Genomic DNA, 19,909 nt, shown 5'->3' with positions numbered 1-19,909 from the left:
CCCTTTTGCGTCATGCAGCCTTCTTTGCCGCAAGCTTGCGCTTCACATCCGGCGGCGTCGCCTCGTCCACGAGGCTGGTGATCGCCTCCTCGAGCGACATCGGCGTCTGGTTCTGCGAACCGAGACGGCGGATGTTGACGGTGCGCTCTTCCGCTTCCTTGCGGCCACAGACGATGATGACCGGAACCTTGGTCACCGAATGTTCGCGGATCTTGTAGTTGATCTTCTCGTTGCGGAAGTCGGTCTCGACCGCCATGCCCGCCTCGCGCAGCGCTTCGGCAACCTCACGGCCGTAATCATCCGCATCCGAGGTGATCGTCGCGACCACGACCTGGAGCGGCGCGAACCAAAGCGGCATGTGGCCGGCGAAGTTCTCGATCAGAATGCCGAGGAAGCGCTCCATCGAGCCGCAGATGGCGCGATGGATCATCACCGGCTGCGTCTTTTCGGAGTTCTGGTCGATATAGAAGGCGCCAAAGCGCTCCGGCAGGTTGAAGTCCACCTGCGTCGTGCCGCATTGCCATTCACGGCCGATGGCGTCCTTCAGCGTATATTCGAACTTCGGCCCGTAGAACGCACCCTCGCCCGGCAGGATGCCGGTCTTGATGCGGCCTTCGGACTGTTCCTCGATGGTCTTCAGAACATCCATCATCACGCTTTCGGCGCGATCCCAGAGATCGTCGGAACCGACGCGCTTTTCCGGGCGCGTGGAGAGCTTGACGACGACTTCGCTGAAGCCGAAATCCTCATAGACGGAAAGGATCAGGTCGTTGATGCGCAGGCATTCCGCCGCCATCTGCTCTTCCGTGCAGAAGACATGCGCATCGTCCTGCGTGAAGCCGCGAACGCGCATCAGGCCATGCAGTGCGCCGGAGGCCTCATAACGATGCACGGTGCCGAATTCCGCAAGGCGGACAGGCATTTCGCGGTAGGACTTCAAGCCATGCTTGAAAATCTGCACGTGGCCCGGGCAGTTCATCGGCTTTAAGGCAAAGACGCGCTGATCGGCTTCCTCGTCATCGGGATGGGTAAAGGCATGGGCGGATTTCACCGCGAACATGTTTTCCTGATACCAGCCCCAGTGACCGGAGGTTTCCCACAGAGACTTGTCGAGCACCTGCGGCGCGTTGACTTCCTGATAGGTGTTGGCGAGCCGGCGGCGCATATAGGCCGTCAGCGTCTGGAACATGCGCCAGCCCTTGCCGTGCCAGAAGACGACGCCCGGCCCCTCTTCCTGGAAATGGAACAGGTCCATTTCACGGCCGAGGCGGCGGTGGTCGCGCTTTTCGGCTTCGGCCAGAACGTGCAGGTAATTGTCCAGCTCTTCCTGCGTCGCCCAGGCGGTGCCATAGATGCGCGACAGCATCGCATTGTTGCTGTCGCCGCGCCAATAGGCGCCGGCCACCTTCATCAGCTTGAAGGCCGTGCCGATCTGGCCCGTGGAGGCCATATGCGGGCCACGGCAAAGATCGAACCAGTCGCCTTGATAATAGATCTTCAGGTCCTGGCCTGCCGGGATCGCGTCCACGAGTTCGACCTTGTAGTTCTCGCCCTTGGCGGCGAAGACTTCCTTGGCCTTTTCGCGCGACCAGATTTCGCGGGTGAACGGCTTGTTGCGCTGGATGATTTCCTTCATCCGCTTTTCGATCTTCGGCAGATCTTCCGGCGTGAAGGGCTCGTTCTTGGCGAAGTCGTAATAAAAGCCGTTCTCGATGACGGGACCGATCGTCACCTGCGTGCCGGGCCACAGTTCCTGCACGGCTTCCGCCATGACGTGGGCGGCATCGTGGCGGATGAGCTCCAGCGCACGCCCGTCTTCCCGCGTGACGATCTCTATTTTGCCATCGGTGATGGTCTCGGACAAATCGCGCACGGTGCCGTCAAGCGCAATGGCGACGGCCTTCTTGGCAAGCGATTTGGAGATGGATTCGGCGACCTCGCGGCCGGTCGTACCGGCGGGGTAGCTGCGCACGGATCCATCGGGAAATGTAAGGGAAATGGCTTCAGACATCGTCTCGTGCTCCTGTCCAGTCCCGCCAACGAATGCGGGTGGTGTTGGAATAAAAATCGCCCGACTTTGAACGGGCACGCAGGCTGATAAAGGCTTTTGCCATTCCAGTCAAAGGTGAAGGCGGTTCAGCGAAGCATTTCCGCCAGTCCCTTCACCGTATTGGCGTTGCGGGTCGTGCCGATACCGAGCCTTCTGGTGGTCAGCACCGACAGCAGCCGGCTCTCGCTGGGCTTGCCGCCAAAATCGATCCACAGATCACCGCCGGCAAGAGCAATCTTTTCCCTCTCGCGGTATTTTTCCAGCAATTCAAGGACACCGTTGTTCAACGGCGCCCGCATCACCCGGACGCAGACATCCGGCGGATTGCCTTGGGCAAAGGGATTGTCCGCCGCCAGCTTCAGCCAGTCGTCGCCCGAACGAACGAGAATATCGACATGTTTGCCGAAGCGGTCTGCAAAGGCGCGCTCCAGCCTGCCCTCAATCTCACGAACAGGCGCCGCCTCGGCGCGAAAAACCAGATTTCCAGTCGCGACCAGCGTCCTGCATTCGGCAAACCCCAGCCCTTTCGCCAGCGCCCTGAGATCGGCCATGACAAGCCGCTTGCCGGCCCCCAGAACGATGCTGTGCAGCAGCGCCACATATTCGCTCATCGATGCCGGCTCCAGTAACGCCATGGCGCCCACCAGCGCTGCTTTTCGCCGAGCACCTCCGGCACCGGGTCCAGCCCGCTGGTGCCGCCCGGCCCGCAGCGGCCGACACGAAACAGCGTCATCCATCCGCCGGCCCAAAGCCCGTGACGGGCGATGGCTTCATAACCATACTCGGAACAGGTGGGGATATGGCGGCAGGAATTGCCGATGAAGCCCGACAGCGTGAGTTGATACAGCCTGATAAAGCCGACGCCGAAAAGCCGTCCCGGTGTCTTGGCGAAGCTGCCCGCCCAATTGCGGGATCGCCCGGTTTTCACCGCTGTCTGCTGGTGCCGGCAGCCCGGTTCGCCGCACATCGCCTAACCCGCGGCATTCAGAACCGACCGGCCTTCGATCTGGTCGAGCGCATCGACAACCGCTTCGAATGTCAGCATGGTGGACGCGTGGCGCGCCTTGAAATCGCGCACGGGCTGCAGCACCCGCATGTCTTGGAAACGACCTGTCGGCCCCTCGCCGGCCTGTTTCAGCATGGCCAGCATATCTTCCCGCGCCTGCCGGATCTCGCCGCTGGAAGCGCCAACGATATGATGCGCCATGATGGAGGCGGACGCCTGGCCGAGCGCGCAGGCGCGCACTTCATGGGCGAAAGCCGTCACGATGCCGCCCTCGACCTTCAGATAGACCTTGAGTTTCGAACCGCACAGCCGCGAGTGTTTTTCAGCGCTGGCATCGGCATCGTCCAGGACGCCGATGAGCGGAATATTTCCGGCAAATTCCAGAATGCGATTATTGTAGATGTCGTCCATCGTCAGTGCCCGGCGCGCTCAAGAATGCCCAAAAACAGGACAGGTCAGATTTTTCAAACATAGCGTTTGTCATGGTGAAGCTTTCCTGCCCTTCATTCTCATTATATGCTAACGAGCTTTCTGGACATCAAGCCGTGATCACATTAACGGCTCCGATACCGAAATAACAGCAGCGGCCTTGCCAAAACGCTGTAAAACAACCAGATAGCAGCAGCTGCGAACATGAGTTCGCGATGAAAAACGAATTCAGGTGCGGCCTTTACCCGCATCGGGAGAGACGAAATGGATGCGATCGTGAAGAATTTCCCCGGCGCTGGCGCAAAACCCGACGTGGCCGAGGCTCGCCCAAGCCAGGCGGAAGCAGAAGAGGCAGTCCGTGTTCTTTTGCGTTGGGCAGGAGAAAACCCCGGCCGCGAAGGCCTGCTGGATACGCCCAAGCGCGTTGCCAAGGCCTATCGCGAGCTATTCGCCGGTTACGAGCTGAATGTTCAGGACGTGCTCGGCACGACCTTCGAGGAAGTCGGCGGTTATGACGATGTCGTGCTGGTGCGCGACATTCCGTTCTTCTCCCATTGCGAACACCATATGGTGCCGATCGTCGGCAAGGCGCATGTCGCCTATCTTCCGGCCGGCCGCGTGCTTGGCCTGTCGAAGATCGCCCGTGTCGTCGAAATCTTCGGCCGCCGCCTGCAGACGCAGGAAAACATGACGGCGCAGATCGCAAGATCGATCGAGGAGACGTTGAAACCGCGCGGCGTCGCCGTCATGATCGACGCCGAACATATGTGCATGTCCATGCGCGGCGTCAACAAGCAGGGATCGACGACGCTGACCACCAGCTTTACCGGCACGTTCAAGAACGACCCGGCAGAGCAGGTCCGTTTCATGACCATGGTGCGGAACCGCTAGACATCGGACGGACACGCGCAAGCGCGGTTTACGGCAAATCCGGTGATCAGATAAATCCTGGAGCGGCGGAATCGATTCCGTTTTTTCGCCGCTCTGACCGTTCCGCCAGTTCAGTTTCCGGGGTTACCATGTCCATTCCCTTTCCATCCGCGCCTGCGGATAAGGAAGCGCTCGAAAACGCAGGCTTTTTTTCACCGAAATTTGATGAACACGGGCTGGTCACCGCCGTGGTGACCGACGCCCGTGACGGCGAATTGCTGATGGTCGCCCATATGAATGCCGAGGCACTGTCGCTGACGCTGGAAACCGGCATCGCCCACTATTACAGCCGCTCGCGCAGCAAGATCTGGAAAAAGGGCGAAACCTCCGGCAACCTGCAGACGGTGAAGGAATTCCGTACCGATTGCGATCAGGACGCCGTCTGGCTGAAGGTCTCCGTCGCCGGCCACGACGCCACCTGCCACACCGGTCGCCGCTCCTGCTTCTACCGCACGGTGAAGCTGGCCGATGGCAGGGCCGTGACCACGATTACCGACGACACCCGTCATTTCGATCCGGCGACCACCTATTCCGGCACCTGAACGGCCGCCTTCCATCGGCCGCACCAATTTGCTACCAATATAGCGGGTTCCGGGGATAAGGGCGGAGCCTTATTGAACTGGCAGGGAGTGCGGTCATGTTGGGATGGGGAAATCGTCACAATCAGCTTGCGGCTGGAAACCCCGAAGACCTTGAGCCACCCGTCGTCGACGCGCGTGTCGATACGCGCCGCATTGCGCTGGCGCTCGGCGGCGGCGCCGCCCGCGGCTGGGCGCATATCGGCGTCCTGCGGGCGCTCGACGAGGCCGGCGTGAAGATCGGCATGATTGCCGGAACCTCGATCGGTGCCCTGGTGGGCGGTTGTTATCTCGCCGGCAAGCTCGATGAACTGGAAGAATTCGCCCGCTCCCTGACGATGCGCCGCATCGCCGGCCTTCTCGATCTGACGATCGGCGGCGGCGGACTTTTCGGCGGCATGCGGCTGACCAAACGCATGCAGGAGCATCTGGAAGGCCTGCGCGTCGAAAACCTCGAACACCCCTTCATCGCGGTCGCCACCGAACTGCGCACCGGCCACGAGGTCTGGATCCATCAGGGCGATCTCGTCACGGCGCTTCGTTCATCCTATGCGCTGCCGGGAATTTTCGAACCCGTGCAATGCAACGGCCGCACCCTGATCGACGGCGCGCTCGTCAACCCCGTGCCGGTTTCGGTTTGCCGGGCCTATGAGCAGGCGCTCGTTGTCGCCGTCAACCTCAATTACGATCTTTTCGGCCGCTCCGCCGTGGTCAAACACGCCGCATCCTCGACGGGCGGCGGCGCATCGGCGACGGACAGCGCCCCGCGCCCCGGCCTGCCGGGCGTCATGGTGCAGGCCTTCAACATCATTCAGGACCGAATTTCACGCTCGCGTCTGGCCGGCGATCCGCCGGACCTCATGCTGCACCCGCGCATCAACGATATCGGCCTGTCGGAATTCCACCGCGCCAGCGAAGCCATCGACAGGGGCTATGAGGAAACACGCTCCCGCATTCCGGAACTGGAGCGCATGCAGCAGGCGTTCCGGCGCTAGCGTACCGCTTTAAAGCGCAAAACGGATAGATGGAAACACCCAGCCATGGTGAGAGCATGTATTGGTATATCTCAGTCCTGCCCCCGACCGACGAAAACATACTGTGCGACACGAATCGATTGATCGGGTTTCTGGAACGACAGCCCGAACTCAAACGGACAAATGACGTCACCTTTGCATCGGCGGAAGGCCAGCCGTGGATCGACATCACCATTGTGAAAGGAAGGGCCGATGGCAACTGGTCCAGCAGCGGCACATTCATTCCACAGTTTAATCGGGTTGAAATCGTCTGCTCCGATGATGAGCAGCAAAACTTCTATGGGGAAATATCGGCCAAGATAGCCGACTTTCTCGCATGGCGACTTATCACCAAGGGTGATGTGTGAACCCGGCCCGAGACTGAAGCTTTTCAAGCTGTCCGACGCCGGGACGCAGGATCATCCGGCAATATAGGCCTTGATATGCTCGGCCTCGGCCTCGATCTCGCCGATGCGCGCCTTAACAACGTCGCCGATGGAAATGATGCCGGCAAGGCGGCCATCCTCTTCCACCGGAATATGACGGAACCGCCCGCCCGTCATGATTTCCATCAGCTCGTCGGTGGTGGAATTGTGATGACAGCGGATGACGTTCTTGGTCATGGCCACCGAAACGGATTGCAGAAGGGAAGCGGCGCCCTGGGCTGCGACGGCCTTTACCAGATCGCGCTCCGTGAAGATGCCGAGCACCACACCGTCGGCATCGGTCACGACGACGGAACCGATCTTGTGTGCATGCAGCGTTCCCGCCGCCTCGCCGATGCTGACTTCCGGCCCGACCGTCACGACGTCCCTGCCCTTGCGGTCGAGAAGATCCTTTACGAATGTTGGCATGCCTTCCTCCTGTTTTCCGCAATCCGCAGCGCGCCGCAGTCTCCCCCGGCGGTTGCAAATCATGAAGTATCGTGCGCTGAGGCCGGCGTGAATGCAATCCCGGATGGGACGCGCCCGCGCAAATTTGCGCCATGGCCGACAAGGAGCGTGATCGCGCCGGCGAGCGTCCGGCCCGCTCTAGCGCAAGGGGCGGTCGAACAGGCCGAAGAAAAGGAAGCCGAGCACAAAACCGAAGACATGCGCGTCCCAGGCGATTTCACCGCCGACATCGCCGAACAGCGGCACGCCGACCGCGATCAGCACATTGCCGAACAGCCACATCAGCGTGAAGATCAGCACCGTTCGGTTGGACAACGCGCCGAGAATGCTCTGCCGCGGCATGAGGTGGCCGAAAGAGGCGCTGTAGCCGCCGCGGGCGGGAAAGGCAAAACGGCAGGCCGCGCCCATCAGCGCGGAAACGACACCGGAAGCGCCGATCAGCACCGTCACGTCCCCCCAGTTCAGCGCCGCATGGCCAAAGGCGGAAACGGCAGCGGAAATGCCCCATAACAGCACGAAACGCCATGGCCCGATTCGACGCAGAACCGGCGCGCCGAAGGCCATCAGCCACAATCCGTTGAACAGGATATGCTCGATGCCGCCATGCAGGAACGAATAGGTGACCGGCGTCCAGAGCCATTCCAGACCCTGCTGCGAAAAAGGCACGGCATAACGCAGCGGAATGAAGCCGAAGGTGAAGACGAACCAGCCATTGCCCTCCTCCGACAGGAGATAGGCGGGAACCACATAGGCAAAGAGCAGCGCCGCCAATATGCCGACCAGGAGCGGCGGCAGGTTGAAGACGGGATTGCTCGTGTCGTCTTTCGGTTCCGGCGCTTGCGAAACCGGCGGCTGTTCGCCGTCCCCGTAGGACATGATCCCACCCCTGTCTTGTCGAAATTTCTGTCTTGCGAGCAATATAGGAAGCCCGGGCGAAAAAAAAGCCGTCCTGCCTTTCGAGCAAATGACGCAAAAACCAGAACCGGTTCCAGCGCCGTCGCCAAAGGCGGTCCGGCTTGGGCCAGGCCGCAAGATCACCGGCGCGGCCATGAAGTGTGCTGACGGGAGCTTTCCCTGACATGGCCGCCTCGATGCCACGCGCTTTGCCGCCGCGCAATATCAACCCTTTGTTAACCTTAACAAAACCGCGTGGCACGAAAATCGCATCGCCTCCACATACGGACGTTCGGATGGACATGATGTCCCAAAAACGAACATGGAGAAATGCTATGAAGAGCATGGCCGGACTGGACATATATGCCTATTGGGACGAATTGCGCGGCAGGAAAGCCGCGCCGCACCGCGAGGATATCGATCCCGCGAAGCTGAAACACCATCTCGGCGACCTTTTCATCCTGACGGACAAGGGACAGAACACCCCGTTCTTCCGCCTCGCCGGCACCCGTCTGTGCGACCTGTTCGGCCGCGAATTGCGGGATCGCCCGTTTTCGGAACTGTGGCAGCCGACAAACGCCACCTTCCCCTGCCGCGTTGCACGCGGCATCCTGCAACACCAGTTGCCGGTCGTCTTCGATATCGAAGCGGAGGACGATTACGGCGCCGCGCCGCTGGCGTTCGAGATGCTGCTGCTGCCGCTGCGGACGGATATTGACACTGCGCCGAGGCTGCTTGGCGCGCTGCTTCCGGAACGGTCGCGACATGAATTCGCCGCGCCAATTCAGTGCCTGTCGATGAAAGGCAGCCGCCTGCTGCGTTTGGACATCGCGCCGGCGGGACGTTCGGCGGAGCCGGGGTCCCTCAGCACGCCGAGTGCGGGGCGTTTTTGAAAGCGCCGCACGGCGTTCCGGTCGGCAGCGGGAAGGCGGCAACCGGCCCTGGCCTGCAACAAAATACGCCAAAGCCGTAACGATATTGCCGATCAGAAAAATTGTAGAGATTAAACAATACAGTCTGTTAACTCGCGCAAGGTACAAACTGACCATCATCATTCATTACAATTGCGCTGCTTCATGTTTTCGTCCCGCTCGGTCAACACCGCCCAAATCCTGCGCCCGGTTGAGGAAGCTCATCTCGACGACGCCGTCCGCGTGTCCTTCACCGGCCGCCTGATGTTGCCCGACCATGAAGAATATGATTGCACCGCGACCGAGATGACCGCCGAACGGGCGCAGTTCACCTGCCCGGGCATCGCCCGCAATGGCGATCGCGTCATCGCCTATCTCCAGCATATCGGCCGGATCGAAGGCACGGTGACGGCGCTGACCGCATCGGGCTTCCTCATCGCCATCAATGCGCCCGAACGCAAGCGCGAGAAGCTGGCCGCCCAGCTCGCCTGGATCGCCAAGCGTCAGCTGCTCGGCCTGCCGGAAGACCGCCGCCATGACCGCCTGACGCCGCGCAACGCCAAAGCGCAGCTGGTGCTGGAAGACGGCGTGCTTGTCGCCTGCCGGCTGATCGACCTGTCGCTCTCGGGCGCCGCAATCGAAATAGAAAACCGGCCGCCGCTCGGCAGCCGTGTCCAGCTCGGCAAGAACATGAGCGGCAAGATCGTACGCCACTTCATGGAAGGCGTCGCGGTGGAGTTCGACCGGGTACAATCACCCGACGCGCTGATCGAATTTCTCTAGAGCGCGCCGACAGACGCGACCGGTTTGCACCGGTAAAATACACGCGGCATTTTCCGCGCGCATAACGCTTGCCATCACCTCCTGAGTGAGGCGATCGCCGAGCCGGTGCATGACAATCCATGCCTTATCCTTCGCCGCAGCGTCAGGCTCAAACGCCGCTCATGGCGTCCGACGCTTCACTCTGCCGCTCTCGCTGGCGAATTTCCATTTTCATGCCCTGACATCCGGCACATGCGCGGCATGCCGCTCGAAAAACGCGGCGACCCGGAACAATTGCGCGCCAGACCGGCCAGGAACACCAAAAAAAGCCCCCGGAAAAATCGGCAGGAGACATTTTTCAAAGAAAAAAGCAGTTTTTTCAAAGTTTTTTTGGCCGCCTTTGTGGTCTGTTCCCACCTGAAACACTTATCCCAAAACGGGAAATCCGCCTCTTCGAGACTTGCCGCCGATGTGCCGAACAGGATCATAAAAATAGCACCGCGCCGAAAACCGCTTTGAATACAGCCACCTGTATGGCTACCGAAATCCTAAGGCCGCGACCGCTAAAATTGTAATAAAATTTGCCTCAAACACGCGTAAAAACTCACTCAAATACAGTTCAAAACAACGGCTAATTTGCTGAAATTTAAGATCAAATTGCCTCACCCAAATTTCCGCCGGGTCAAAATATACCTGCGAATGTCTCTCCAACACGGGGAGACAAGCAATGAACAACAACCGTATCGTTTTCACGCTGATCGCATTCATAGTCAGCGCCTTCGCCCATCAGGCCAGCGCTTCGCCGGCTGCCGTCATGCGCGTTATCGGCAAAGCCAACCCGCCGATCGGCCATTATGAATTCTGCCAGACCTATCAGAGCGAATGCCAGCCGACCTCGCTGGATACCGGCCCGATGAAGCTGACGGAAGAGCGTTGGAAAACGATGCTCGACGTCAATTACACCGTAAACACCACCATCACGCCGATGACCGACATGGAAATCTATGGCGTCGAAGAACGCTGGGCTTACCCCACCACTGTCGGCGATTGCGAAGACTTCGTGCTGCTGAAGCGCAAAATGCTGATGAACAAGGGCTTTTCCGCCTCCAACCTGCTCATCACCGTGGTTCTGCAGCCAAATGGCGAAGGCCATGCCGTTCTGACGGTCCGCACCGACCGCGGCGATTTCGTTCTCGACAACATGCGCAACAAGGTCATGAACTGGTCGGAGACCGAATATACCTATCTGAAGCGCCAGGACACCGCCAATCCGGGCCGCTGGGTGAAAATTCAGGATGGCCGCGCGACGAATGCGGTCGGCGGCATCCGGTAAAACCATTTGACCTCAAAACCATAACATCTCCCCGAATGAAAAAGCCGGCCCCGCAAGGAAGCCGGCTTTTTCATTTCCGTAAGGCATCACCGAGGATCAGAGCAGGCCAAGCTCGGCGAGTTCGCGCCTCAGGTCGGAAGGCATGTCTTCACTGCCGCCTGCGCCGCCGAGATCGCGCGGCGCTTCGTCGTCCTTCAGGTAACGCCAGCCCTGGAACGGCCGTTTCGGCGCGGGCGAGGTCTCGATGACCTCGGGGCCGAGAATGAGGTTGCAGCGGGAAATGCCGTCCTCCCCCTTGAAGGAACGGATATCGATGAGGTTCTGCCGCGCCTGCACCTGTCCCTTGATGACCCAGTAAAGTGAACCGCCTTCCAGCAATTCCTCGACCCGTTTCGGGATCATCCGCGTGGTGTGCACGCTATGCGGCTCCAGGCCTGCGGCCATGGCGGTCAGCGAGCGCTCAGCGACCCAGTCTCTCAAATCCTGGAGTGAATCCGCGCCGACGCAAAGTTTGATGAGATGTAGAGGCATGCCCCTATCAATGCCTTTTTGCGGCGGGCGTCAAGCATCTGGACGATGCCGGGCGCCCTGCCCGCTCAGCACTCCACAACGTTGACGGCGAGGCCGCCGGTGGAGGTTTCCTTGTATTTCTCGCTCATGTCGTTGCCCGTCTGGCGCATCGTCTCGATACAGGCGTCGAGCGGCACGAAATGCTGGCCGTCGCCCTTCAGCGCCAGCGACGCCGCCGTCACCGCCTTGACGGCGCCCAGCGCGTTGCGTTCGATGCAGGGCACCTGCACCAACCCGGCAATCGGGTCGCAGGTCATGCCGAGATGATGCTCAAGCGCGATTTCGGCGGCATTTTCGATCTGTTCGGGCGATCCGCCCATGACCGCGGCAAGACCCGCCGCCGCCATGGCCGCCGCCGATCCGACTTCGCCCTGACAGCCCACTTCCGCGCCGGAAATAGAGGCATTGTGCTTGATGATGCCGCCAATCGCCGCCGCCGTCAGCAGGAAGTCGCGCACGTCGTCCACCGTCGCATCCTCATGGAAGTGCCGGAAATATCGCACCGTGGCCGGCACGACGCCCGCCGCGCCATTGGTCGGCGCGGTGACCACCCGGCCGCCGGCGGCATTTTCTTCATTGACGGCCATGGCGTAGACGCTCAGCCAGTCATTCGCCATCACCGGGTTCAGCCGGTTGCTGCGCCATTCCGCATTCAGCTTCTCATAGATCGAGCGGGCGCGGCGGCGCACCTTCAGGCCGCCCGGCATGATGCCGTCCACCTTCAGCCCGCGCTCGATGCAGCCATTCATGGCGTCCCAGATCTGGTCCAGGCGCTCGTTCAGCGCCTCGCGGGACACTACGGTCTCCTCGTTCGCCCGTTTCATCTGGGCAATGGTGCGGCCGGAACGCGCAGCCATTTCCAGCATTTCCTTTGCCGAAGCGAAGGGATAGGGCACACGCGGACCGTTATCGATGGTCTTGCCGCGCTGCTTGATCGCCTCCAATTCGGTATCGGTCACGACAAAGCCGCCGCCGACCGAATAATAGATGCGCTTGACCAGCAGCCGGCCCTGATTGTCGAAGGCGGAAAAGGTCATGCCATTGGCATGGCCGGGCAGCGGGTTCTTCTTGTCGAACACCAGATCCTCGGCCGGCCGGAACTCATAGGCCGGATGACCGGGCGGCGTGACCGTACCAGCCTTTTCCACCGTCTCGATGATCGCATCCATGGCGTCGGGATCAACGAGGTCGGGCCGCTCGCCCGTCAGGCCGAGAATGACGGCGCGACCGGTGCCATGGCCGATGCCGGTGAAGGCGAGAGAGCCGTGCAGGCTGACCTTCAGGCGCGACACATGCGCCCCAGCCGGACGCGGCCACTCGTCGCTGAGGATCAGCGCCAGAAAGCGGTTGGCCGCCGTCATCGGCCCCATCGTGTGGGAACTTGAAGGACCGATACCGATCTTGAAGACGTCGAAGACCGAAAGAAACATGAAGTTTTTCCTGACTGATGGATTCCGCCACCATCATATCCAAAGCCGCAATGGATCGCCACCGGCGCATCGGACGCAAAAGTGTATCGCGATTTTCGGAAAAATCCGCCGCTTCGGCAAGAACGAAGAGCGTCACCGGCTTTTGCGGCTGCGACATGAAAGCCGCTCAAACGAAAACAGCACGGTCTCCAGAGGAGAACCGCGCCGTTTCAAAACCCGTCAATTCAGGAGAAGTGCTTATGGGCTGCCAAAAATGTACGTCAATGCGAGAAAAGCGGCAAAGCCTGCAAGTGCGCGCAAGGTGACGCCCCAGCAGGATTTCTGAGCGGTTTCTTCCATGATTACTCCAGCTATTCACTCTCCGAGCGATCTTCAAGACCCGGCCCGTGGGAGAAGCATTTATTAAAATCCGACGGCGAAGGCAAATGCAAAAAGCGGCTAAATGAAGGCGTTTTCGCCGGTCTGCCATTCGCTCGGTGCATAGGTATATGAAAAAACAACGCGTTAGCCCGAGGCTGCAAAAGGCGCCGTTTTTGGCATCGCCTCAATTTAGTCTAAAGTGTAACTGTTATTTAAAGCTTCTCTACAAACGCCTGTTGAAAACCCCTGCCGGCGGCACGCAACGGTCGAATTAATGCCGCCGAAACGCCGCGCCTTGAAAGGCCGCAGGCGCTGCTTTATCGACGAAGACAACAGCAACGATGCGAGTCTCTCCATGCAGCAGGCATCCTCTTTTCCCGACCGCGACACGGTCGCATCGAAACTGACCTCGCTGACAAGCGAGGACAAGGCCTGGGTATCGTTGCTGATGGAAAATGCGCTCCAGGATGAAAACCTGCTGGCCGGCCTCGATCTTTATCTCGACCGGCAGGCCGATGCCCGCTTCCTCAACAGCCTGAAGCTGGAAGCGGCCGGCGAATGGCTTGGCGGCAATGCCCCTGCCCGCCTGCAGATCCGCCTTGCGGAAATTGCCAGGGCCAGCCAGCACCCGGCCTACCTCGCCTTCCGCAAGGGGCTGACGGCATCGGCCGGCCTGGAAAAAGCCTATCCCAAAGCGCCGATCTGATCTTTCCGGCTAGAGCGTTTCCAGCGGAAGTGTGGAGCGGTTTCGCCATTCGAGGAAAAGCAAAGGTGCCCTAATCCGGCACCCTGTCGACGACGGCGATGATCGGCCCCATTGGAAACAGCGCGTCCCGCCGCTTCATCGCGGGAATATCGACACTGGATATCGTGCCGTCGAGATAAAGCGCATTGGGCGCATCCAGCACATCGCGGAACAGGGTGGCGAAATCATAAAAGCGCACGGTATTTTCCGAGATGGCGAAATGCACCATGCCGTTGCGGGAGACGCCGACGCCGTTGCGCCGCTTCAGACTGTCGCTGTCCGGCAAGAAACGCGGATGCAGCTTGCCGTCGATCACCAGCATCGGGCCGGACTGCGTGGCGAAATCGGGTTTGGGATCCGCCGCCAGATAGGCCTGCGTCTCCAGCACCCCGGCCTTGGCGCCCTTCAGATAAAACACGCCATTCGGCAGAAGGTGAAAATTGCCCCAGCCGCCGCGGGTGCTGGCCGGCGAACGTTCGATGCCGTTTTCGACGAAGAGGCCGACCGGAGAATAATCGGAATGATACATGCCGCCATTCATGGCGAAGATGCTGAACATGTGCTGCCGCCACAGGGCGGAGGACAGGTCGGCAAAGGTCCGGTATCCCTGGCCGGAGACATGATCGCGATCGTAGATGCGGATGGTATTTTTCGCCGGATCGAAACTGCAGACGGTGTAGCGCCCGCCCGCGTGCTCCACGCTCCTGCAGAAATCCGCCTGCCCGCCGGCATGCGCCGAAAAAGGCAGGAACAATGGCAGCAGCAACTGCGCCAGTTTTTTCATCGATGCCATCATGCCCGCCCCCTTGATTCGCATCAGCGCACATTCGCAGGGAAATTCGGACAAAGAAAAGGCGTCACCCGGCTTTTCGGGTAACGCCTTTCCGGGAGGGGAGCTGTGATTAACGACGCGCTGCGCGGTCTACGCTGCGGCCGGCATCCTGTGTCGCGTCAACGGCATTTGCCGTATCCCGGCCCATGCCGCGAATGGTATTGCCGCAGGAACTCAAGGTCACGACGGTCAACAGAGCCACGAAAACGGTCGAAAGAATGCGTGTGATCATTTGAAACTACTCCCCTATGACTTGCCGTCCAAAGGCAAGCGCCGATGTGATATGCGTCACAATAACGTGAGTCCCGAAAATCGGTTCCAGCGGCATTTCAAAAATTCCTGTCGATGAAAATTAACAGGGTTTTGAACTTCGCGAGAGAAACTCCGTGGACGGATCATGGTTGAGGAAAGTCCCGTGGGTGATATGACTGACATCAACAATCGGCTTCTGGTGATGACGGCGGGCGGCGTGAACCCCAATGTCATGATCAATGCATTGGCCGCCCGCTTTCCGGATATTCACGTCTTCCTGGAGCAGCCGGAAAGCAAGTCGGCCATTCTGCGGCGGCGTGCACGGCGGCTCGGCTGGATCGCCGCCGCGGGCCAGATGGCGACGATGGTCGCCTCCCGCCTCGGCAAACGCTTCACGCTTCGCAGAAGCCAGCAGATCATCGCCGCACACGGCCTCTGCGCCGAACTTGACCCTGCCATCCCCGTCTCGCACTTTGCCGCGCTGAACGACGAGGACTGCCACAGGGCCGCCAGTCTGCTGAAGCCGGCGGCGATCTTCACCATTTCCTGCCGCCTTCTGACACCGGCGACACTGCAGGCCCTGCAATGCCCGGTCATCAATTTCCACGCCGGCATCAATCCCGCCTATCGCGGCCAGATGGGGGGTTACTGGGCGCTGGTGGAACGGGACCGCGGCAATTTCGGCGCGACCGTACATCTGGTCGACAGGGGCGTCGATACCGGCGCCATCCTCTATGAAAAACGGCTCAAACCTTCGCCTGCCGACACCATAGCCACCTATCCGCTGCTTCTCACCGCCGCCTCGGTGGATATCGCCGTCAACGCCATCGAAGACGCCCTTTCCGGCAGCCTCGCGCCGCAGCCGCCTTCATCCGGAAAATCAGTGCTACGCTTTCCGCCGACGATCTGGACCTGGCTGTGGAACGGCATGACGAAACGCATCTGGTGACCCCGCGCCGCGCCCTGTTGCCTAGCGTCGTCGCAGATGCAGGGCTGTCTTGCCGCAACAGGCACAGACTTCGCCGCAAAATCGGTGCATGATGATAAAAAGGATCAAGCACAAATTGCCCGATATTTCCGCCTCTTCCATCATCCCCGCCTCCATTGAAGCCTCACCTGCGCAGGTGCTCGGCCCGGCAAGCCTGGCCGGTGTTTTTCCGCAGGCTGTACGCGTCTATCTGACCGATACCGGCGCGGCCTCGCAGGAAAGGCTCGTCGATGCGGCGAGACATCTGCGCGATCTCGGTTACGAACCGGTGCCGCATCTTGCGGCGCGACGCATCGCCTCACGCGGGGAATTCGACGAACAGGTGAAGCGGCTGGCGGGCGAAGCGGGGGTCAGGGACGTGCTGGTTGTCGGCGGCGGCGTCGACAGGCCGGCCGGTCCTTTCGCCTCCAGCATGGACATGCTCTCCACCGGTATTTTCGACCGTCACGGAATAAGCCGGATCGCGATTGCCGGTCACCCGGAAGGCAGTCCCGATTTCAGCGACGAAACGGCGATGGCGGCATTGCGGCTGAAACGCGACTTTGCCGAAAGAAGCGATGCGGCGATGCGCATCGTCACCCAGTTCGGTTTCGATCCCGCACGCTTCATCGCCTGGGCGGAAGGGCTTGCCGCATCCGGCATCGACCTGCCGGTACATATCGGCGTTTCCGGCCCGGCCAGGATCACGACGCTGCTGAAATATGCCGCACTGTGCGGCGTGGGCAATTCCATCGCCTATCTCAAGAAGAATGCGCTGTCGCTCACGACCCTGGCCAAGGGCCACTCGCCGGAAAGCATCGTCGGGCCGATCGAGCAGCACTGGCAGGCCAATCCGCAGGGGCCGATCCGGCAAATTCACGTCTTCCCCTTTGGCGGGTTGCAGGCATCCTCCGACTGGCTGGTCAAACGCGGAAGCTGGCAAACCGGCGACGCGGACCGTTCCGCATCGCCGGATTCCGTCGCCGTCTGACGACGCCGCCCTGCGCCCGCCCCGTTGTCAGGCCGCCTTGGCAGCCTCGACAAAGGCATTGCGGATGCTTTCCGCCACCGCAAGAACGGGGCGCGACGGCTTGTCAACGGTGATCAGGCGAATATCGAAACAGCCAAGTTCCGGCAGGCCTTCCTTGTCGCCCAGAATGACCATGTCGTTCTGCACATAAGAACGCGGCAGCGGCGCAATGGCAAGATCGGCGGCAATCGCCGCGCGCTGCGCCATCGTATGGCCGCTGAGATAGGCGACGCGGAAATTGCGTCCGCGCTTTTCCAGCGAATGGATCGCCTCCGACCGCCAGATACAGCCCTCTTCCCAGATGGAAATCGGCAGAGGGTCGCGCAGATAGGCCGTGCCGCATTTGGCGCCGGCCCACACGAGACGCTCGCGCATCAGCACCTCGCCCGTATTCCTTAAGGGATGCGAGGCGCAGTTGATGAGGGCGAGATCGAGCCGCTGCTCGTCCATGCGCTTGTAGAGATTGGAACTGGAATCGATGGTCACATCGATCATGATGCCCGGGAAGGCCTCGGCGAAACGCTTGAGAATGCCCGGCAGCAGGCCACGCTCGCCAATATCCTCCGGCGCGCCGAGACGCACGACCCCGGAAAGCTCGGGCATGACGAAACGCGACACGGCTTCGTTGGACAGCGCGATCATGCGCCGCGCATAGGTCAGAAGCGTCTCCCCATGCGCCGTCAATGTCACCGAGCGGGCGTCGCGCAGGAACAGCGTCGTCTTCAGCTGCTCCTCGAGCTTCTTGATCTGCATGGAAACGGCGGAAGGCGTTCTGAACACCACTTCGGCGGCCGTGGAAAAATTTCCCGTTTCCGCAATGGCGACGAAGGTTCTCAATATGTCGTTATCCAGCAACGGCAGCGGTTGGCGGAAAGTCACGGTCATGGCACGCACCTTCAAATATTTTGATTTATAGATGGATATCATTTCGTTTGATTGAATGTCAACAAGCGCGCACCATCCGGGACATCGAATGACGAGGACCGCACGTCATCTGCCCGATGTGCGGAGCCGCCCCGAATGGGAAAGGCCGGTACAGCCGGCAGACGCCTCGGAAAGTCATTCTTAAAATTGATGAATGATATGAAATACATTCTCTTGTTTGATGGAATATGCAGGCGCATACCGACATCGCAAACGATCGTGGTTCAGGAAAGGATCAAGACATGACCATGATACATTATCTCCCTGCGGCGAACCGTTCTCCGCATCGCCCCTCCTCCCACAACTGGCTTCATCGCCTGTCCGATCACGTTTCCGCGCGTTACGCAGCCTGGCGCCGCGCAAGGATGCTTCGCGCACTGGAGGCGTTGCCGCCTGAAACACTGAAGGATATCGGATGGCCGACGACAGACACCCATCGCATAAACGTCATCCGCAGATGACCCGTGGCCGGTGGTTCGCAACCGTTTCGACAGCTGCGAACCATCTCCCCGAGACCGACGGCCGCGGCGGCGACGCAAACCGGCCTGCCTGTTTTACATGCGACACAACGCCTTTTTAAAAGGCTTGTCGTGAATTTTGCATATTTCAAAAGCGATTTTTTGACAGCCCCGATTCCACGGCGTATTTTTCGTTAAAGATGTCGTAAACAGGACATCCAGAAGACCAATTCCAAGAGAGGAATTGCGTATTCGCAACGGAGCACGGGCAAATGAGCAAGAATTCCCAGAAGAAGCGCTCAATCGTCTTTTTTCTCATTCCGCAATTTACCATGCTGCCCTTCGCCGCAGCGGTCGAAACGCTGCGCATCGCCAACCGGATGTTGGGCTATCAGGCCTATGAATGGCGCATCGCGTCGCTCGATGGCCAGAAGGTCATGTCCTCCAGCGGCATCTGTCTTGAGGCCGATACCTGTCTTGCCGACGAGCGGCGTTATGTCAGCGGCGAAAATCGCCCGGAAATGGCGATCATCTGTTCCGGCATCGATGTGGACCAGCACATCAACAAATCCGTCAATGCCTGGTTGCGCGAAGCCTATAATCGCGGCATCGCCATAGGCAGCCTCTGTACCGCCGCCCATATCCTCGCACAGGCGGGCCTCCTCAACGGCAAGCGCTGCGCGATCCACTGGGAGAACCTGCCGGGTTTTTCCGAGGCCTTCCCGCAGGTGGAGGTCTATGCCGATCTCTTCGAGGTCGACAGCAACATCTATACCTGCGCCGGCGGCACGGCCTCGCTTGACATGATGCTGAGCCTGATCGGCCAGGATTTCGGCGAAAACCTCGTCAACCGCGTCTGCGAACAGCAATTGACCGACCGGGTGCGCAGCCCCAACGACCGCCAGCGCCTGCCGCTGCGCGCCCGCCTGGGGGTGCAGAACAGCAAGGTGCTCTCGATCATCGAACTGATGGAAGGCAATCTCGCCGAGCCGCTGTCGCTGCTCGACATCGCCGACGCCGCCGATCTGTCGCGCCGGCAGGTGGAGCGCCTCTTCCGCCAGGAAATGGGCCGTTCGCCCGCCCGCTATTATCTCGAAATCCGCCTCGACCGCGCCCGTCACCTGCTGGTGCAATCGGCCATGCCGGTGGTCGAAGTCGCCGTCGCCTGCGGTTTCGTCTCCGCCTCACATTTTTCCAAGTGTTATCGCGAAATCTACAATCGCACGCCGCAGCAGGAGCGCGCCGAGCGCAAGCTCCTGATCAGCGCCTCGCGAATGGCGATGGCGAGCCAGGCAGGCAAGGCCGCGCATTGAAGGCGGAGTTGAAGGCCTCAAACGCGACAGAACTTGTCTCAGAGCAAAAACCTCTCCTCCGTCATGCCGGACTAGATCCGGCATCCAGCCACGGTGCGTCTGCGCCGTGAGAAGAGTCTTTCGCGATCAAGGACTTGATCGCGCTGGCAACTGTATTGGTGGATATTATTCTCAGGATGTTTTGAATGTGGTTTTGTCCCTGAGAATGGCGTTTGCGATGACGAGCAGT

General features: G+C 60.2%; 25 protein-coding genes. 13 read left to right on the top strand and 12 right to left on the bottom strand.

Annotated elements, in window-relative coordinates; translation table 11 throughout:
- Nucleotides 1-10: 10 nt before the first annotated feature.
- From thrS to ACI2KA_RS12745, 4 genes are all read right to left on the bottom strand, one after another.
- Entirely contained in the window at nt 11-2,011 is a 2,001-nt protein-coding gene (gene thrS / locus ACI2KA_RS12760; protein WP_404502545.1) for a threonine--tRNA ligase, read from the bottom strand.
- A 125-nt stretch (nt 2,012-2,136) separates the two neighbouring features.
- Nucleotides 2,137-2,661, bottom strand: coding sequence for a DUF1697 domain-containing protein (locus tag ACI2KA_RS12755; protein ID WP_404502980.1), 525 nt, complete (start codon nt 2,659-2,661; stop codon nt 2,137-2,139).
- Entirely contained in the window at nt 2,658-3,017 is a 360-nt protein-coding gene (gene yidD, locus ACI2KA_RS12750) for a membrane protein insertion efficiency factor YidD (RefSeq protein WP_404502543.1), read from the bottom strand. Before yidD ends, ACI2KA_RS12755 begins: the two co-directional genes overlap by 4 nt.
- Nucleotides 3,018-3,020: 3 nt before the next feature.
- A complete protein-coding gene (locus ACI2KA_RS12745; RefSeq protein WP_404502541.1) occupies nt 3,021-3,467 on the bottom strand; it encodes an iron-sulfur cluster assembly scaffold protein in 447 nt (148 codons plus the stop codon).
- A 282-nt stretch (nt 3,468-3,749) separates the two neighbouring features.
- Between ACI2KA_RS12745 and folE the strand changes: the two genes are divergently transcribed.
- From folE to ACI2KA_RS12725, 4 genes are all read left to right on the top strand, one after another.
- Entirely contained in the window at nt 3,750-4,376 is a 627-nt protein-coding gene (gene folE, locus ACI2KA_RS12740; protein WP_404502539.1) for a GTP cyclohydrolase I FolE, read from the top strand.
- Between the two features lie 128 nt (nt 4,377-4,504).
- Nucleotides 4,505-4,957, top strand: coding sequence for a phosphoribosyl-AMP cyclohydrolase (gene hisI, locus ACI2KA_RS12735; RefSeq protein WP_404502537.1), 453 nt, complete (start codon nt 4,505-4,507; stop codon nt 4,955-4,957).
- A gap of 95 nt (nt 4,958-5,052) precedes the next feature.
- Nucleotides 5,053-5,988 carry a patatin-like phospholipase family protein gene (locus ACI2KA_RS12730; RefSeq protein WP_404502535.1) on the top strand — a complete coding sequence of 312 codons (936 nt, stop codon included), beginning with the start codon at nt 5,053-5,055 and terminating at the stop codon, nt 5,986-5,988.
- A 29-nt stretch (nt 5,989-6,017) separates the two neighbouring features.
- Entirely contained in the window at nt 6,018-6,374 is a 357-nt protein-coding gene (locus ACI2KA_RS12725; RefSeq protein WP_404502533.1) for a hypothetical protein, read from the top strand.
- Between the two features lie 51 nt (nt 6,375-6,425).
- On the opposite strand, the gene ACI2KA_RS12720 is transcribed toward ACI2KA_RS12725, so the two are convergent.
- Together ACI2KA_RS12720 and ACI2KA_RS12715 are read right to left on the bottom strand one after the other, a co-directional pair.
- Nucleotides 6,426-6,860, bottom strand: coding sequence for a CBS domain-containing protein (locus ACI2KA_RS12720; protein ID WP_404502531.1), 435 nt, complete (start codon nt 6,858-6,860; stop codon nt 6,426-6,428).
- 177 nt (nt 6,861-7,037) lie between these two features.
- Nucleotides 7,038-7,775 carry a rhomboid family intramembrane serine protease gene (locus ACI2KA_RS12715; RefSeq protein ID WP_404502529.1) on the bottom strand — a complete coding sequence of 246 codons (738 nt, stop codon included), beginning with the start codon at nt 7,773-7,775 and terminating at the stop codon, nt 7,038-7,040.
- A gap of 353 nt (nt 7,776-8,128) precedes the next feature.
- Here ACI2KA_RS12715 and ACI2KA_RS12710 point away from each other — a divergent pair, with 353 nt between their 5' ends.
- Nucleotides 8,129-8,686 carry a PAS domain-containing protein gene (locus tag ACI2KA_RS12710; protein ID WP_404502978.1) on the top strand — a complete coding sequence of 186 codons (558 nt, stop codon included), beginning with the start codon at nt 8,129-8,131 and terminating at the stop codon, nt 8,684-8,686.
- A gap of 183 nt (nt 8,687-8,869) precedes the next feature.
- The gene (locus ACI2KA_RS12705; protein WP_404502527.1) at nt 8,870-9,487 is read left to right on the top strand and encodes a PilZ domain-containing protein; all 618 of its coding nucleotides are present in this window, start codon (nt 8,870-8,872) and stop codon (nt 9,485-9,487) included.
- A 176-nt stretch (nt 9,488-9,663) separates the two neighbouring features.
- On the opposite strand, the gene ACI2KA_RS12700 is transcribed toward ACI2KA_RS12705, so the two are convergent.
- A complete protein-coding gene (locus ACI2KA_RS12700; protein WP_404502525.1) occupies nt 9,664-9,954 on the bottom strand; it encodes a hypothetical protein in 291 nt (96 codons plus the stop codon).
- A 239-nt stretch (nt 9,955-10,193) separates the two neighbouring features.
- On the opposite strand from ACI2KA_RS12700, the gene ACI2KA_RS12695 reads away from it, so the two are divergent.
- Nucleotides 10,194-10,799 carry a transglutaminase-like cysteine peptidase gene (locus tag ACI2KA_RS12695; protein ID WP_404502523.1) on the top strand — a complete coding sequence of 202 codons (606 nt, stop codon included), beginning with the start codon at nt 10,194-10,196 and terminating at the stop codon, nt 10,797-10,799.
- A 96-nt stretch (nt 10,800-10,895) separates the two neighbouring features.
- Here ACI2KA_RS12695 and ACI2KA_RS12690 read toward each other — a convergent pair whose 3' ends face one another.
- Entirely contained in the window at nt 10,896-11,330 is a 435-nt protein-coding gene (locus ACI2KA_RS12690; protein ID WP_404502521.1) for a DUF1489 family protein, read from the bottom strand.
- Nucleotides 11,331-11,395: 65 nt separating this feature from the next.
- The gene (locus ACI2KA_RS12685; RefSeq protein ID WP_404502519.1) at nt 11,396-12,799 is read right to left on the bottom strand and encodes an L-serine ammonia-lyase; all 1,404 of its coding nucleotides are present in this window, start codon (nt 12,797-12,799) and stop codon (nt 11,396-11,398) included.
- On the opposite strand from ACI2KA_RS12685, the gene ACI2KA_RS12680 reads away from it, so the two are divergent.
- Nucleotides 12,798-13,124 (top strand): hypothetical protein, encoded by a 327-nt coding sequence (locus tag ACI2KA_RS12680; protein ID WP_404502517.1) that lies wholly within the window; start codon nt 12,798-12,800, stop codon nt 13,122-13,124. The two genes, ACI2KA_RS12685 and ACI2KA_RS12680, sit on opposite strands and share 2 nt — an antisense overlap.
- A 390-nt stretch (nt 13,125-13,514) precedes the next feature.
- Nucleotides 13,515-13,865, top strand: coding sequence for a hypothetical protein (locus ACI2KA_RS12675; RefSeq protein ID WP_404502515.1), 351 nt, complete (start codon nt 13,515-13,517; stop codon nt 13,863-13,865).
- Between the two features lie 70 nt (nt 13,866-13,935).
- Here ACI2KA_RS12675 and ACI2KA_RS12670 read toward each other — a convergent pair whose 3' ends face one another.
- Nucleotides 13,936-14,700 carry a phosphodiester glycosidase family protein gene (locus ACI2KA_RS12670; protein WP_404502513.1) on the bottom strand — a complete coding sequence of 255 codons (765 nt, stop codon included), beginning with the start codon at nt 14,698-14,700 and terminating at the stop codon, nt 13,936-13,938.
- A gap of 106 nt (nt 14,701-14,806) precedes the next feature.
- The gene (locus tag ACI2KA_RS12665; protein WP_004442283.1) at nt 14,807-14,968 is read right to left on the bottom strand and encodes an entericidin A/B family lipoprotein; all 162 of its coding nucleotides are present in this window, start codon (nt 14,966-14,968) and stop codon (nt 14,807-14,809) included.
- A gap of 192 nt (nt 14,969-15,160) precedes the next feature.
- Here ACI2KA_RS12665 and ACI2KA_RS12660 point away from each other — a divergent pair, with 192 nt between their 5' ends.
- Together ACI2KA_RS12660 and ACI2KA_RS12655 are read left to right on the top strand one after the other, a co-directional pair.
- Complete coding sequence (locus tag ACI2KA_RS12660) at nt 15,161-15,937, top strand: formyl transferase (RefSeq protein WP_404502977.1); 777 nt, start codon at nt 15,161-15,163, stop codon at nt 15,935-15,937.
- Between the two features lie 88 nt (nt 15,938-16,025).
- On the top strand, nt 16,026-16,946 hold the full coding sequence (locus tag ACI2KA_RS12655; protein WP_404502511.1) for a methylenetetrahydrofolate reductase: 921 nt from the start codon (nt 16,026-16,028) through the stop codon (nt 16,944-16,946).
- Between the two features lie 27 nt (nt 16,947-16,973).
- On the opposite strand, the gene ACI2KA_RS12650 is transcribed toward ACI2KA_RS12655, so the two are convergent.
- Complete coding sequence (locus ACI2KA_RS12650; protein ID WP_404502509.1) at nt 16,974-17,912, bottom strand: LysR family transcriptional regulator; 939 nt, start codon at nt 17,910-17,912, stop codon at nt 16,974-16,976.
- A gap of 239 nt (nt 17,913-18,151) precedes the next feature.
- Between ACI2KA_RS12650 and ACI2KA_RS12645 the strand changes: the two genes are divergently transcribed.
- Nucleotides 18,152-18,370 carry a hypothetical protein gene (locus ACI2KA_RS12645; RefSeq protein ID WP_404502507.1) on the top strand — a complete coding sequence of 73 codons (219 nt, stop codon included), beginning with the start codon at nt 18,152-18,154 and terminating at the stop codon, nt 18,368-18,370.
- Nucleotides 18,371-18,639: 269 nt separating this feature from the next.
- Nucleotides 18,640-19,680, top strand: a complete 1,041-nt coding sequence (locus tag ACI2KA_RS12640) for a GlxA family transcriptional regulator (protein WP_035222987.1) — start codon at nt 18,640-18,642, stop codon at nt 19,678-19,680.
- The last annotated feature ends 229 nt before the right edge of the window (nt 19,681-19,909 follow it).

It is taken from the genome of Agrobacterium sp. NPDC089420, assembly GCF_044900305.1.
Taxonomy (GTDB): Bacteria; Pseudomonadota; Alphaproteobacteria; order Rhizobiales; family Rhizobiaceae; genus Agrobacterium.
Note: the sequence above shows the minus strand (reverse complement) of the source record. Positions and strands in the feature narration are given on the sequence as shown.

Excerpts from the sequence above, each read along its gene's own strand:
- thrS (WP_404502545.1), bottom strand. The coding sequence starts at position 2,011 with ATGTCTGAAGCCATTTCCCTTACATTTCCCGATGGATCCGTGCGCAGC.
- ACI2KA_RS12755 (WP_404502980.1), bottom strand. The coding sequence starts at position 2,661 with ATGAGCGAATATGTGGCGCTGCTGCACAGCATCGTTCTGGGGGCCGGC.
- yidD (WP_404502543.1), bottom strand. The coding sequence starts at position 3,017 with ATGTGCGGCGAACCGGGCTGCCGGCACCAGCAGACAGCGGTGAAAACC.
- ACI2KA_RS12745 (WP_404502541.1), bottom strand. The coding sequence starts at position 3,467 with ATGGACGACATCTACAATAATCGCATTCTGGAATTTGCCGGAAATATT.
- folE (WP_404502539.1), top strand. The coding sequence starts at position 3,750 with ATGGATGCGATCGTGAAGAATTTCCCCGGCGCTGGCGCAAAACCCGAC.
- hisI (WP_404502537.1), top strand. The coding sequence starts at position 4,505 with ATGTCCATTCCCTTTCCATCCGCGCCTGCGGATAAGGAAGCGCTCGAA.
- ACI2KA_RS12730 (WP_404502535.1), top strand. The coding sequence starts at position 5,053 with ATGTTGGGATGGGGAAATCGTCACAATCAGCTTGCGGCTGGAAACCCC.
- ACI2KA_RS12725 (WP_404502533.1), top strand. The coding sequence starts at position 6,018 with ATGGAAACACCCAGCCATGGTGAGAGCATGTATTGGTATATCTCAGTC.
- ACI2KA_RS12720 (WP_404502531.1), bottom strand. The coding sequence starts at position 6,860 with ATGCCAACATTCGTAAAGGATCTTCTCGACCGCAAGGGCAGGGACGTC.
- ACI2KA_RS12715 (WP_404502529.1), bottom strand. The coding sequence starts at position 7,775 with ATGTCCTACGGGGACGGCGAACAGCCGCCGGTTTCGCAAGCGCCGGAA.
- ACI2KA_RS12710 (WP_404502978.1), top strand. The coding sequence starts at position 8,129 with ATGAAGAGCATGGCCGGACTGGACATATATGCCTATTGGGACGAATTG.
- ACI2KA_RS12705 (WP_404502527.1), top strand. The coding sequence starts at position 8,870 with ATGTTTTCGTCCCGCTCGGTCAACACCGCCCAAATCCTGCGCCCGGTT.
- ACI2KA_RS12700 (WP_404502525.1), bottom strand. The coding sequence starts at position 9,954 with ATGATCCTGTTCGGCACATCGGCGGCAAGTCTCGAAGAGGCGGATTTC.
- ACI2KA_RS12695 (WP_404502523.1), top strand. The coding sequence starts at position 10,194 with ATGAACAACAACCGTATCGTTTTCACGCTGATCGCATTCATAGTCAGC.
- ACI2KA_RS12690 (WP_404502521.1), bottom strand. The coding sequence starts at position 11,330 with ATGCCTCTACATCTCATCAAACTTTGCGTCGGCGCGGATTCACTCCAG.
- ACI2KA_RS12680 (WP_404502517.1), top strand. The coding sequence starts at position 12,798 with ATGAAGTTTTTCCTGACTGATGGATTCCGCCACCATCATATCCAAAGC.
- ACI2KA_RS12685 (WP_404502519.1), bottom strand. The coding sequence starts at position 12,799 with ATGTTTCTTTCGGTCTTCGACGTCTTCAAGATCGGTATCGGTCCTTCA.
- ACI2KA_RS12675 (WP_404502515.1), top strand. The coding sequence starts at position 13,515 with ATGCAGCAGGCATCCTCTTTTCCCGACCGCGACACGGTCGCATCGAAA.
- ACI2KA_RS12670 (WP_404502513.1), bottom strand. The coding sequence starts at position 14,700 with ATGATGGCATCGATGAAAAAACTGGCGCAGTTGCTGCTGCCATTGTTC.
- ACI2KA_RS12665 (WP_004442283.1), bottom strand. The coding sequence starts at position 14,968 with ATGATCACACGCATTCTTTCGACCGTTTTCGTGGCTCTGTTGACCGTC.
- ACI2KA_RS12660 (WP_404502977.1), top strand. The coding sequence starts at position 15,161 with ATGACTGACATCAACAATCGGCTTCTGGTGATGACGGCGGGCGGCGTG.
- ACI2KA_RS12655 (WP_404502511.1), top strand. The coding sequence starts at position 16,026 with ATGATGATAAAAAGGATCAAGCACAAATTGCCCGATATTTCCGCCTCT.
- ACI2KA_RS12650 (WP_404502509.1), bottom strand. The coding sequence starts at position 17,912 with ATGATATCCATCTATAAATCAAAATATTTGAAGGTGCGTGCCATGACC.
- ACI2KA_RS12645 (WP_404502507.1), top strand. The coding sequence starts at position 18,152 with ATGACCATGATACATTATCTCCCTGCGGCGAACCGTTCTCCGCATCGC.
- ACI2KA_RS12640 (WP_035222987.1), top strand. The coding sequence starts at position 18,640 with ATGAGCAAGAATTCCCAGAAGAAGCGCTCAATCGTCTTTTTTCTCATT.